This window comes from Paenibacillus sp. A3, from assembly GCF_001399685.1.
Lineage (GTDB): Bacteria > Bacillota > Bacilli > Paenibacillales > NBRC-103111 > Paenibacillus_G.
In genome coordinates this window covers 21,373-34,596 of sequence record NZ_JTHN01000027.1, presented here as the reverse complement: position 1 = coordinate 34,596, position 13,224 = coordinate 21,373, and the positions used below count along the sequence as shown (strand labels likewise).

At 55.4% G+C, this 13,224-nt stretch carries 10 protein-coding genes; 4 read left to right on the top strand and 6 right to left on the bottom strand.

Annotated elements, in window-relative coordinates; genetic code table 11:
• The 4 genes from QJ48_RS03440 to QJ48_RS03425 form a co-directional block, all read left to right on the top strand.
• Positions 1 to 828: GerAB/ArcD/ProY family transporter (locus QJ48_RS03440; protein ID WP_054972257.1), on the top strand; the 828-nt coding region annotated here is incomplete at its 5' end.
• Positions 825 to 1,934, top strand: coding sequence for a Ger(x)C family spore germination protein (locus tag QJ48_RS03435; RefSeq protein WP_054972256.1), 1,110 nt, complete (start codon positions 825 to 827; stop codon positions 1,932 to 1,934). The genes QJ48_RS03440 and QJ48_RS03435, both read left to right, overlap by 4 nt.
• Positions 1,935 to 1,978: 44 nt before the next feature.
• On the top strand, positions 1,979 to 3,082 hold the full coding sequence (locus tag QJ48_RS03430; protein WP_054972255.1) for an endospore germination permease: 1,104 nt from the start codon (positions 1,979 to 1,981) through the stop codon (positions 3,080 to 3,082).
• The gene (locus QJ48_RS03425; protein ID WP_054972254.1) at positions 3,079 to 4,194 is read left to right on the top strand and encodes a Ger(x)C family spore germination protein; all 1,116 of its coding nucleotides are present in this window, start codon (positions 3,079 to 3,081) and stop codon (positions 4,192 to 4,194) included. Before QJ48_RS03430 ends, QJ48_RS03425 begins: the two co-directional genes overlap by 4 nt.
• A gap of 84 nt (positions 4,195 to 4,278) precedes the next feature.
• Here the strand turns inward: QJ48_RS03425 and QJ48_RS03420 are convergent, their stop codons facing one another.
• The 6 genes from QJ48_RS03420 to QJ48_RS03395 form a co-directional block, all read right to left on the bottom strand.
• A complete protein-coding gene (locus QJ48_RS03420) occupies positions 4,279 to 6,474 on the bottom strand; it encodes a discoidin domain-containing protein (RefSeq protein ID WP_054972253.1) in 2,196 nt (731 codons plus the stop codon).
• A gap of 45 nt (positions 6,475 to 6,519) precedes the next feature.
• Positions 6,520 to 7,365, bottom strand: coding sequence for a carbohydrate ABC transporter permease (locus QJ48_RS03415; protein ID WP_054972252.1), 846 nt, complete (start codon positions 7,363 to 7,365; stop codon positions 6,520 to 6,522).
• Positions 7,362 to 8,249 (bottom strand): carbohydrate ABC transporter permease, encoded by an 888-nt coding sequence (locus QJ48_RS03410; RefSeq protein ID WP_054972251.1) that lies wholly within the window; start codon positions 8,247 to 8,249, stop codon positions 7,362 to 7,364. The genes QJ48_RS03415 and QJ48_RS03410 overlap by 4 nt, the downstream gene beginning before the upstream one ends.
• A 53-nt stretch (positions 8,250 to 8,302) precedes the next feature.
• On the bottom strand, positions 8,303 to 9,592 hold the full coding sequence (locus QJ48_RS03405; protein WP_054972250.1) for an ABC transporter substrate-binding protein: 1,290 nt from the start codon (positions 9,590 to 9,592) through the stop codon (positions 8,303 to 8,305).
• 79 nt (positions 9,593 to 9,671) lie between these two features.
• Positions 9,672 to 11,279, bottom strand: coding sequence for a helix-turn-helix domain-containing protein (locus QJ48_RS03400; protein WP_054972249.1), 1,608 nt, complete (start codon positions 11,277 to 11,279; stop codon positions 9,672 to 9,674).
• Positions 11,276 to 13,090, bottom strand: coding sequence for a sensor histidine kinase (locus QJ48_RS03395; RefSeq protein ID WP_054972248.1), 1,815 nt, complete (start codon positions 13,088 to 13,090; stop codon positions 11,276 to 11,278). Before QJ48_RS03395 ends, QJ48_RS03400 begins: the two co-directional genes overlap by 4 nt.
• Positions 13,091 to 13,224 lie beyond the last annotated feature (134 nt).

Genomic DNA, 13,224 nt, shown 5'->3' with positions numbered 1-13,224 from the left:
TGCGCATACTTCTTTTACTTTTTCTTTATTGTCGTTGTCCGGGCCGTGCTTTTTTTGAAGCTGTGGATTTTGCCGCAAACTCCGGATGCGATGATCATGATTTTGTTTCTGATCCCGAGCTACCTCATTGTTACGGCAGGCGTACGTATTATGGGGAGATATGCGGAACTGGTTTTTTATATGGCTTTATGGCTTCCGATCTTCTACTTGCTTCCTTTGTCGGTCAGCCACCATTGGCTTCACCTCCTTCCCGTGCTGAAGGAAGGCTGGAAAACGATCCTGGAGACATCTCTGACGACCGTTTTGTCTTTTCTTGGGTTTGAAACGGCTTTTTTCCTCTATCCCTTCTTGCAAAACAAAAAGTCTGCTTCCAAAGGAATGATCGTCGCTAATATCCTCACCATGACCGTTTACCTGGGGGTTACGCTCATCTGCTTCGTTTTTTTCAGTCCGGACGAAATTACGCGGTACAACGAACCGACGCTCAGCGTGCTGAAGGTGACGGAGTTCCGGTTTGTCGAGCGGATGGAAATTGTCTTTCTGGCTTTTTACCTGTTTATTCTGTCGACCACAGCGATGCCGATGATGCATTTTACCATTTTTTGCTCGAACTGGCTGTTCGGCACGAAGGCTTTCCGCGGACACTTTCTGGTTGTGGCGGCGGTTGTTCTCGCTTATGTCGTTTTCTTTGTTCCGACATTTCCCCAGAGCGACAAGTCTCAGAAGATTTTCGGCAACATCGCGCTATATCTTTCCTTTGGATTTCCTGTCGTCCTATGGTTTCTGCTGTGGATGAAAACTCGTTCAGCCCGGAGGAAGCTCGCATGAAACGATGGCTTACGCTCGGATTGTTGGTTCTTCTGTGCGTGCCCGGCTGCAGCAACGATAAGATTAATGTCGAAGAATTGACGCTTGGCTTAATGCTCGGCATGGATTTGGACCAAGACAACCATATGGTGTATTACTTATCCAGCCCCGTATTTAACAAGGAAGCGAAGAAGAAAAACGAAGAGTTCGGCCGCAAGACGGAAACGCTTCGCCAATCGATGACGGGGTTCGATGCGATGACGACCGGGCTGACCATTCGGGGAAAGGTACAGGTGATGCTGATAGGCAAACGCGTACTGCAGCACCCGGATTGGTTCCGGCTGTTCGATGTCGTGTACCGGGATGCCAAGTATTCCGTCAACGCCAGAGTTGTCGCCGTGGACGGTCCGGTTTCGGAAGTCATTAACTTCTATCCCCTCGATAAGCCGCGATTGCCTTTGCATATGACCAGATTGATCGATACGGCGAACCGGAGGGGCATCACCGTGAAAACGACGCTGCAGGAGCTGCACCGGCAAATGTATGAGAAAGGGACGACGCCTTCGATCAGTGAAGTTAAGATGGGCAAAGCCATTGAGGTGAAAGGAACGGCGGTGCTGAACGAGCGGGGGAAATATGCGGAACTGCTCGGTTTGCAGGAAAGCACGTTGCTGCTTATTTTGCAGGAGCGCGCGAAGGAAATGAACCTTTCCGTTCAAATTCCGGGAGAGGACGAACGGGGACCGATCCGTCGAAGTGCGATCACCTTTCGGGTCAAAAGCGCCAAGGTGAAAATTAAAACCAAACACGTTCAAGACAAGTTTCAATTCGATATCAACATCCAACTGCCTATTGCTTTGTCGGAGCGGTTATTCCCGTTTGACGTTAGAAAAAAGGGAGATAAGCTGCAGAAGGCGATTGAAGAGCAGTTGAAGCGGCAATTCGAACAACTAATCCGCAGTTTTCAAAAGCATCAGATCGATCCGATCGGTCTCGGGCTTAACGCCCGTGCTTATGAGTATCAAGCGTACAAGAAGGTGCAGGATCATTGGGGCGAAGCGTTCGCCAAGGCCGACGTGAAGCTTTCCGTGAAAACGGAAATTACCGATATGGGGCCGGTCAAATAAACGATGTCCGAAGCATGTTCAATCCGTAAAGCGGGTGATGAAGAATGAAAAAGTATGCGTTTAATGATATCACATTGATGCAATATATTTTTCTGATCGCCGGTATTCAGTTGGGTATCGGTCTGCTTCAGCTCCCCCGTGAATTGGCCGATCGCGCGGGAACCGACGGGTGGATCGCCATCGTTATCGGTTTTGTCATCGCCACATGTTCCAGTCTAATGATTGTCCAAGTGATGAAGCGGCACCCCGACGGAACGCTTTTTGATCTGCTGAAGCGCTACGTGGGGAAGTGGGCGGGACATGCCGCAGCGGTTTTTACCGCGCTGTATTTCGCTTTCTTTTCCTATACCATCATGGTGAGGGCGGTGTTGTTCCTCAAGTCGTGGATTTTACCGAAAACTCCCGATTTCGTCATGCTGATTCTGCTTGCCGTCCCGTCGTATTTGGTTGCCCGGGGAGGCGTTCGCGTGTTAGGCCGCTATGCGGAGCTTGTTTTTTATGTCACCTTGTGGATGCCCTTTTTCTACCTCCTCTCCTTGAGAGAGAGCAATTGGCTGTATATGCTTCCTTTATTTAAAGAGGGGCTTCAGCCGATCCTGCAGGCGGTTCAGCCGACGCTGTTCGCCTTTTTAGGGTTTGAAGTGGCGTTTCTCTTGTATCCGTTTCTCAAATCCAAACAATACGCCTCCACGGGGATTATTGTCGCCAATACGCTGACGCTACTCGTTTACCTGCATGTTACCGTGACCTGCACCGTCTTTTTCAGCCCGGATGCGATTACCCATTTTAACGAACCGTCGGTCAATGTGCTTAAAACGATGGAATTCCGGTTTATCGAACGGCTGGAAATCGTGTTTCTCGCTTTCTTTATTATGATCATTTCAACGACATGGCTGCCGGGGATGTACTTTTCCGTTTTCTCAATCAATTGGATGTTCGGCAGAGAAGATCACCGCAAACTGCTTCAATGGCTTATGCTGCTTTTTGTCGTCGCCGTGTTCTTTGTTAAGCCGACGTTCAACAAGACGGATAAATGGATTGAAACCGTCAACTTGACCGGGATCCTCTTCGGCTATTTGTTTCCTTATGTTTTATGGATGTACGTATGGCTTCACGATCGTCTGCAGTGGAGGCGAAGGGGAACATGAAGCGATGGGTACGGGCGGCGGCATTGGCCGTCTGCGTGGCGGTGTTGCCCGGATGTTGGGATCAGGCGAATATCGAGAATTTGACGCTCGGATTATCGGTAGGCCTCGACTTGGATGAGAAAGATCATTTGGTGGTTTATATGGCTGCTCCCGTGTTCAGTAAAGAAGCGAAGAGAGACAATGAAGCCTACGGATTCCGGACCAGGACGATCCGAACGTCAAGAAACAAATTCGATGCCGTCGTCTCCGCCCTTACCGTCGGAGGGAAATCGCAAATCTTGTTTCTCGGCAAGCGTTTGACGGAGCGGGCAGATTGGCTTCCTTTGACGGATGTCTTTTTCCGGGACGGGAAGCAGACCGTCAATGCGAAGGTCGTGCTCGTGAACGGCCGGGTATCCGATGTCATCCACCATTATCCCAAGGACAAGCCGCGGCTTTCACTTCATCTGACTAGACTGCTCGATAAAAACAACCGGCGAAATTTCACCGTCCGGACGACGATTCAGAAGCTGATTGATCAGAAGTATGAGAAAGGCATGACCATCTCCATTTCCGAGCTTAAATTCAACAAGGAACTCGAAGTTATGGGCACGGCGCTGCTGGATAACAAAGGTAAATACAAAGGCTCGCTGAATCAGCAGGAAAGCTCCTTGCTGCTCATTCTGCAGCGGCGTACCGTAGACGAAGTTCCTTTCAATATCCATCTCCCGCACGAGCGAAAGAGCGGTATCTTCGCATCGGATATTGTCAGCTTCAACGCAGGTACCGAGAAGGTCAAAATCAAAACGGCATACAATGAAGGGAAGTTTCGTTTTGATGTCGCCATCCATTTGTCGGGAGCTTTGACGCAGAGATTGTTTCCTTTTGATTTTGCCCAAAAAGGAGGGGAACTGGAAGCTATGATTGAAAAGCAGCTGGAGAAGCAATTCTCGGAGCTGGTGAAAAAATTCCAGAGCCAGAAGGTTGATCCGGTCGGCTTCGGCATCTATGCGCGGGCGCATCAATACAAGGCATATAAACAAGTGCAGCAGCAATGGGCAGACGTATTCGCAAAATCGGACGTGAACGTCAAGGTCAAGCTGACACTCAAGAGCAGCGGAGCCACCAAATGATTAATGCGGTTCTCTGCGAGGAAGAGAGGCGCCCTCGGGCTACCGGACTGGCAGACCCGAGGGAGGAAAGTTTTGTGCGCTATTTCATGAATACACTTCGAATTCGAACAGCGAATACCCGTAGGCTGTGCCGCGTGCGGTGCCGAGTACCCGGACATACCTTGCGTTCTGCGAGGCGAACGTGACTTCGTCCGTTCCGCCGTTGCCGCTGGTCGTCGTATATACGTCCGTCCAACCGGCTGCGTTATCCGACACTTGAATTTTGTAGGCCGACGCGTAGGCGGCTTCCCATTTCAGCTTGACTTTGCTGACCGCTTTGGACGAGCCGAGATCGACGTAGATCCATTGCGGATCTTGCCCTTCCGCGCTGGCCCATCTTGTGCTCCCGTTGCCGTCCACCGCTTTGGACGCTTCGAAGCCTGCGCTTTCGATGGAGCTGGCGACAGCCTGCTTGCCGAGCGCAAGATTGCCGCCTGTCGGCGGAGGTGTGACAGGCACCTCGTCGAGAATGGACGTAATGGCCAGCATATACCAGGCGGCGTGGGGAATCCACTGCTCCAGGCTGCGCCATCTCTCGCCGCCGGACTGGATGAAGTCGATGCCGGAGCCGTCGTTGTTTTTGGAATGAACGCCGTTGCTGATCCCGCCGTCGAGGTCCGTATGGCCGTATTTCGTGCTGCCATAATCCGGGTGATTCGTCCCGAAGCCTCTCAGCATCGAGATGCCGTACGGGTTTTTCCCGAGAATCCAGTCCAATTGATCGGCGTAATAAGTGCGGTACGTGTCCGGCAAATTCGCGCTGCCTGCGAAGGCGTATTTCCCGCCGATCAGCGACATGGCCGACAAGGACGACAGCCGCGCATTTTCCCCCTGCCACCAATAATTCGATTCGTTTTGCCGCGGGATGAAGAAATCTTTGCGGATTTTGCCGTTGTGCTTGGTTACTTGTCTGGACAGGCCGAAGCCGTTCGGAACTTCGCCGGTAATGGCGAGCAGATGGTTGATGTAATTTTTGATCGAGTCGATATTGGCCGTCTGCGAAGACGCCGTATCCGTCTGTGCGTAGAGAGCCAGCGCCAGCGCGGGCATTCCCGCCTCCGCCGCATGGTAATACGGGCGCGAGCCGCCGTCTGCGTAATACCAGCCTTCCGCGTGCTGCCTGTTTACGATGCTTGCGGCCCGGGAGCGGGCGTCGGTCAGGTAAGTCTGGTTGTTCGTCGCTTTGTACAATTCGGTGGCCGCGATCAGAGCGCAGTAATCGTCGATAATATTTTCGACCCCGTTGTCGGTATAGCTGGTGTTGTTCGTCTTCAGATGCGCGTAGGCGCTGACGGCCGCGTTCAAATAGTCGGCGCTGGTGAACTCCCCGGACAAGCCGAGTCTGGCGCTGGCCGCCAGCGCTGCGATCGCCATGCCGCCGCCTTCGCGGAAAGCGGCCTGGTAATTGGCCGACTTGTCGCCCGTGCTGTTGGAGTAGGCGGCCACATACCGCTTGGACAAATCGCCCGTCCAGTTGTCGAACACGGTCACGTAGAAGTACGGATTGTTCGCTTTCATGCGTACGAGGAAATCGGCGCCGAAGGCAGCTTCCTGCTCCAAAGCGGATTTCTTGCCGATCGCATCGAGCTGCGCCGGGTAGCGGTCGCGAATGTAGGTCATCGCCCAGACGACCAGCGGCGTCTGCTGTGGCGTCATAAAGTTGGTGTACTGGAGATGGCTCAAATATTTGGAGATGTCGCCCGAAGCGTCGTACCAGCCGCCGCGCACGTCGCGGGTCTGAGCGGGATTGCTGCCGAACAGCTTCGCTTTGGCGTCGGCGTTCCATACGGCGCCGGCGTTGCGGCTTTTGAAGAAATAATCGAGCGCCGGGCCGAACGTCTTTTTGAACAGAAGGGCATCGTCGATGTCGAAGGCCGGAGACGTAACCGTGCCGCCCTGAGCGATCCTGATTTTGTACTTGCCGGGCGTCCGGAACGCGGTGAAATCGAGTTTGGCAAATACCCGGTCGCTGTACCACGAAGTCATGCTTTTCCAATCCGCGGCGGCGATGGCGCCTTGAAAGACGGACTGCGAAGTCGATGCGTCGATGATCTCAAACGATGTCGGTCTGGCTCCTGAAGACGACCAATCGACAACGGCGGTTTTCGGATACGTTTTCTCGTAACCGACCTGATTGACGCGGATCGCATTGGCCGCGGCGTAGGACGAGCCGGGGGATGCAGCGAACGCCGACAGCACCATCAGACAGCTCAGGACCAGCATCATGATTCGCTTTCTCATGAAACAGCCTCCTTTGATTGTTGTTGTGTAAACAACGGCGGGCCGTTACTCCTTGACCCCTCCGGCCGTCATGCCGTGAACGAGAAAACGCTGCAGGAAGATAGCAACGAGCAGCGGAGGGACGGAAGCGACGACGCCGCCGGTGGCCACCATGCCGAAATCGACCGCATGCTTGCCGCTGAACTCCGAGATGGCGACGGAGATCGTCTTGGAGTCGAGCGTGGAGGTGAACAGCAGGCCGAAGAAGAAATCGTCCCAGGACAGCAGGAACACGAAGATCAGGGTGGCGACGATGCCGGGTCTGACCATCGGAACGACGACCAGCCGGAGCGTTTGCAGCCGGGTACAGCCGTCCAGCGCGGCCGCTTCGTAGAACTCGTGGGACAATTGCTTGAAGTAGCTCTGCATAATCCAGATGACGAACGGGATCGCAAACGACAAATTCAAGAGCACGAGCGTCGCTTTGGAGTCGAGCAGGCCCAGTTGGTCCACCGTCATATACAAGGGGATGACGATCACGATGGACGGAATCATGTACGTGAACAAAAACAAGTAAATGAGCGGCTGTCGGAAGGTAAAGCGGTACTTCGCGAAAGCATGAGCGGCCAAGCCCCCCACGATGAGAGCGATCAAGGTAACAAAAGCGGCGACGATCAAGCTGTTCTTCATCGAAATGCGGAAGGCATAAGCCATATCGTTGTCCGGATTGGTGAAAATATCGCTATACCGCGCAAGCGTCACCCGTTCCGGAAGCCAGCGCAGCGGGACGCTCTGCAGATCGACCTGATACGAGATGCTGGACAGCAGCAGCCATGCGAAGGGAGCCAGCGTGCAGAAGGCGACGGCCAGTCCGAACGCATATTGGACGAAAGTCAGCGTGCGCGATTTCATGTCTTCGCCTCCCCGGTACCGAACCCTTTCACGTAAGCGAACGTCAGCAGAGCGATGAAAGCGGCGATCAGGTAGGACAGCGTCGCCCCTTCGGAAAACTGGAGGCTGGTGAACGCTTTGACGTAGGTCATATAGTTCACGACCATCGTTCCGTTGGCGGGTCCGCCTTGGGTCAGAACGAAGATCAGGTCGAACACCTTGAACGTTTCCATCGTCCGCATGACGATCAGGAACAGGAATGTTGATTTCAGATACGGCAGGGTAAGGACGGCGAATCTGCGCAGCAGGCCGGCGCCGTCGATATTCGCCGCTTCGTAGACGCTTTTGTTCGTAAGCTGCAGGGAGGCGAGGATGAAGATGGCGACGAACGGCGTCATTTTCCACACGTCGGCGAGGATCACCATGTTCATGGCCGTCCAAGGGCTGCTGAGCCACGGCCGATACGCATCAATGAGGTGAAGCTGGGTCAGCAGAGCGTTCAGCGCCCCGTACTCCGGGTGGTAGATCCATTTCCACATCGCTCCGTTGACGATGGTCGGCACGGCCCAAGGCAGGATGATGATAGAGCGCAAAAAGCGGACGCCGGCGAATTTCTCGTTGAGCAGCAACGCGATCATCGTGCCGAGCAGCAGCTCCGCCGCGATGGAGACGGCCGCGAAATAAGCGGTTCGTCCGAAGGCCGACCAGACGTCGGGATTGCCGAGGACGGAGGCATAATTGCTCAGCCCGACGAACTCGCCCGACCCGGACGAGGTCAGGTTCCGGTCCTGTACGCTGTACAGCAGCGTTTGGATCAGCGGAAGCAGGACAATGCCGAACACGAGCACGAAGGCAGGAGCGACGCTGAATAGGCCGAAGGCTTGCTCGCCCGTTCTTTTTTTCATAAATAGCATCTCTCCTTGGCTAGTCAGGGGGCGGCGAAGCGCCCCATTGTTCATTATTTCGCGATATCCTTGACTACTTTGGCCTGCAGGTCGTCGAGCGCCTTCTGCGGCGTCGCTTTATCGAGCAGCGCCTGGTGGACGGAAACCTGCAGCTCGGTGGAAAATTGGCCGTACCAAGGCACTTGAGCGCGATTGACGATATGCTCGTACTGCTTCTTGGACACTTCGATCAGCTGCGGGTTCGTACCGGTGACGGCGCTGTCGTTTAACAGCGATTTCCAGATCGGCAGCGCGCTTTGGGCATGCTTTTTCTGGAACTCCTTTGAAGACAGGAACTGGATGAATTTCCAGGCCTCATCGGGATGCTTGCTTTTCTTGGAGATCGCCAGCCCCATGCCTCCGTTGGTCGTGGCGCTCGGCTTTTTGGCCGTTCCGGGCACGGCGGCGATGCCGACCTTGCCGACGACCTTCGACTCCTTCGGGTCGTTCGCCATGTCGTACATGTAAGTCCAGTTCAAGGCGAAGGCGGCTTTTCCGCTGGAAAATACGCCCCGCACATCCTCCTCCAAATATTCCACGGAGCTCGGATTCGTCAGCCCGTCCTTGATCGACTTTTGCATAAACGCGAGCGCTTCGACGTTTTCGGGCGTCTGGATCGTCGGCTTGCCGTCCTTCACAAACTCGCCGCCGAAGGAGCCGGCGATCATTGTGAAGTCTACCGACAAGGCTTCCGCCTGCTTCCACGACCAGACGATCGGATGCTCGACGATTTTTTTCTCTTTCAGCGTTTTGGATGCGGCGATCAGTTCGTCCCACGTCTTGGGCACTGCAGCAATGCCCGCTTTCTCCAGCATTTCTTTGTTGTAGAACAAATACTTGACGTCGTTGAGCCATGGCATGCCGTACAGCTTGCCGTCGGCGCGCATCGCGCTCAGCGCGCCTTCGAAGATGTCGCCGCGCTCGGCGTCCGATACTTTGCCCGTCACATCGAGCAGCAGATTCGCTTTGACGAATTTGGCGGTCCACGGCGCGTCGATCAGCATGACGTCGTAGCTGCCTCCGCCGACGAGAATTTTTTGCTCTAGCGCCTCGTACGGCACGAAGGCGGCTTCGACCTTAATGTTGGGATTGGCTTTGATGAACGCGTCGACCGCTTCCTTGATCGCTTCCTCGCTGTAGCCCGCCTGCTTCATGAAGATGACATTCAGGGAAACGCTTTCTTTTTTCTGGCTTTCTTCTTTCTTCTCCGGCGCAGTTGCGGCGGGCGTCGTCGATGCGGCGCATCCGGCGAGCAGACCGGCCGCCGCGCAGACGCTCAGAACGGCCGCAAGCTTCTTGGTCATAGACGGTTTCCCCCTTGAAGGATAATGACTTTATGGTAAAGCAAGCGAGGGCGGATGGAAATGAACGATCCTTGCGCAATTATGGACGATTCTGATTTTTTAGCGCCTGTTTCTTGTAATCGGTCGGGCTTAGGCCGTACAGCTTGCGGAACAGGCGGTTGAAATAAAACGGGTCCGGAATGCCGACGTCTTCGGCGACCGCTTTGACGCTCAGGTCGGGATTTTTCAGCAGCTCCCTGGCCCGCTCCATGCGCAGCCCGTTCAAGTAGCCGACGATCGTTTGGCCGGTCTCGTTTTTGAACAGGCGCGACATGTGGTTTTCGTTCAAGTTGACGTGCCGGGCAATGGCCTCCAGCGTAATTTTCCGGTCGATATGCTCAAGCAAATATTCGATGATCCCGCGCACTTCCTTGCGGTATTTCCGTGCGGCGGGGAGAGGGGCATGGCGTTCAAGGTAGCGCAGCGCCTCTGCGAACGCGGCCCGGAACTCGCCGGCGGTTCCCGCTTGCGCGAGCGAATCGCGGTACGTCCCCGGCCGAGCGCCGCTTCCGCCGGTCCCCGCGCCGGCCGCCTCCCAGCAGTCGATCACCGTCAAGGCGCTCCGCGCCAGCAGGGAAGGGTGAAGCCGCGCCGCTCCCGCCGCTTCCAGCAAGGCTTCCATGGCGTCGGCTAGGTCGCAGGTTTCGCCGGAACGAATCCGCGCGATCATGTCGTCCTGCAGCCGTACGATAGGCGGAGGCAGAGAACCGTCGTGGCAGCCGCTCTCCCCGGCGTGCATGACGACCGGGGCCGGAAGGTAGAAACGGATGCCTGCCGCCCGATTGCAGGCGCGGTAAGCCCTGCTTGCGTGACGCAGCCCGGCGAACGGCTCGCTGACGACGACGTTGACCTCCAAATTCAAGTACATCCGCAGCATGTCCGCGATCTGCTTGGCGAGCTGCATTTTGCCGCTGTCGGAGGCATACCGGCCTTGTCCGGAGAGCAGTACCATATACTCGCAGCCGGCGATTTCCGCGAACTCGCCCACGGGCAAGCCGGTCATCAGCTCGGATACGATATTGCGGATGGAGAACGACATCAACTGCTTTTGGCTCCATTTGTTCCGGTCATACCGGTCGACGTGCAGGTACAGCAGGAACAGCGGCCGCTCGCCGGGCTCGATCTTGAGACGGCTCGCCTGCCGTGCCAGCTCGCTATCGGATAGCGGTTCGCCATTTACTAGATCTTGGAAAAAGTGGTTTTTGGACAGCCGGTAGCCTTCCAACACCGCTTCCGTCCGGATGCGGTCCGCTTCTTGTTCCTGGCGCTCGGCAAGGATAAGCTCGCGGGTTTTGCCGAGCACGGCCAGCAGCTCCTCCGCTTTCAGGGTCACTTTCAGCAAGTAATCGAGCGCGCCGAGCTTCAGCGCCTCGCGCACCAGCGCGTACTCGTCGTAGTTGCTCAGAGCGATGATTTTGCCGCGAAACCCGGGGCGGCTTCGCAGCTCCTGGATCAACTCGAGCCCGTCCATCCGCGGCATTCGCAGATCGGTGATGACGATGTCCGGCTCCAGCCAGTCGATCATGCCGAGCGCCGCCAGCCCGTCCTCCGCCCCGCCGCACAGCTCGTAGCCGTGCTCCTCCCACGGAATCATCATGTTGAGCCCGATGCGGAGCATCTTTTCGTCGTCTACGATCATGACCTTCATCCCTGATTCCCCCCGATCATCGGCATCGTCAGCAGGACCCGGGTGCCTTCGCCCTCCCGGCTTTCCACCGACAGTCCGTAGTTCGTCCCGAAATTAAGCTGGATTCGTTCCTGGACGTTGCGTATTCCGATATTGGACAAGCGGTGCTTCCCGCTGGTATTCGAATCGAGCAGGCGGCGAAGCTGCTCTTGATGCATCCCTTTGCCGTTGTCTTGGACGGCGATCTGCAATTGTCCGTCTGTGCATGTGGCGGAAATAACCAGCTTCTTATCCTCGCGCTCTGCGCCGTCGAGTCCGTGGATCAAAGAGTTTTCCACGATCGGCTGGAGAATGAACTTCATGATGGCAGTCTCAGACAGGCCATCGTCAATGTCGTACTCGACGGTAAACGAGCTTCCGAAGCGGAGGCGTTGAATGATCAGGTAATTGTCCACATTGGCGAGCTCCGCGCGGAGGGGGATGAACTCCTTCTTGTCGACCATCGTATGGCGAAGCAGCTCAGCAAGGGCGGTCAGCCCGTCGCTGACGACCGGCACGTGATTGATCACGGCGGTCCATTTCAGGCAGTTTAACGTATTGAATAAAAAATGCGGATTAATCTGCGCCTGCAGCATCTGGAGCTCGATTTCGCGCTTCTTGATCTGCTCCTGCTTCGTATGGTCGATCAGATCGCGAAGCTGTTCGATCATGAGGTTGAACTTGCCCGTCAGGAAGCCGATCTCGTCGTTGCCCGGGTCTTGGATTCTGACCTGGAAATTGCCGGTGGAGACCTGCTTCATCGATTCGGTCAGCCGCTGCAAGGGGGTGGAAATGCTGGTGGAGATCAGAAACGCGAGCAGGAGGGAGCACAGGAGGCACAGCCCGACGACCAGCACGATATAAGGCAAAATTTGCTTCGTTTCTTTATTCAGCAGCTCGTAAGGAATCGTTCCGACCAAATACCAGCGCGAGACGGCGTCGTAGGAATAGACCAAAAGGTATTTCTGCTTGTTGAATACGGCGGAGAACGCCCGCGTCCCCAGCAGTTCATGCTCCGAAATCTCCTTCAGCAGCTCGCCGTTCGGGTAGTTGGCGCCCACTTGAAGGCTGCGGTTTCCCGCCGACAAAACGACGCCGCGCGCATCGGCAATGAACAGGTCCGAGCCTTCGCCGACATCGGCATCCTCATGGATGATGCGGGAGTAATAGCTTTCCTTGACGGCGATGAATACATAGCCGATGGTGTTCATCCAGTTGAACTGCGAATGAATCGGCCTCGCGAGCACGATGCAGTCGACGCCATTCTTCGTCACGATATGGGTCCAGACGTCTTTGCCGTCGCCGTCCTCGATCATTTCGGTCAACATGGCGATGTCCTCGTCCCGCAGCTTGTCGTAGCCCAGATCGTACATCAATTTGCCGGAAGAGTTGGTGATTTGGAGGGATTTGATCTGGCTAAACAGCTTGCGTCCGCTGAAGGCGCTGTTCAGGTCGTAGTAGCTGTCCATGACGGACTGCGTGTCCAGGGCGGCGTTCGCCTGCAGCAGGCTGGTTTGCACGAGGTTATGCATCATGATCTGGTCCGTTAAATACAGCAGCAGCTCGTTTTCCCGCTTGATTTCGTTGCGCAGCTGGTCCAAAATTTGCAGCGAGTAGGCGCTGATCTTCGAGCGGATCGCTTCGCCCGACTTGTGATACGTCAGCAGCGTGGCGATGCATAGGGGGAGGATGGAGAGAAAAAGAAATGACAGAATAAGCCGGTTCTTGATTTTGGAGCGGCGCAAATACGGATGAAACCGCGCCGCCCAGCGGAGTTTGTCCCGATACCTCACGTCGATCGTTTCACAACCTCTCTCTAAAGGATCGTACTTTGTGCCTAGATTTCTTTTCCAAGTTCAGGGAGATTCTCCTAGATTTAAAGTACCTTCGCATGCGGCGAACGTCAAGAGCAGGATTTGGCGGGGCG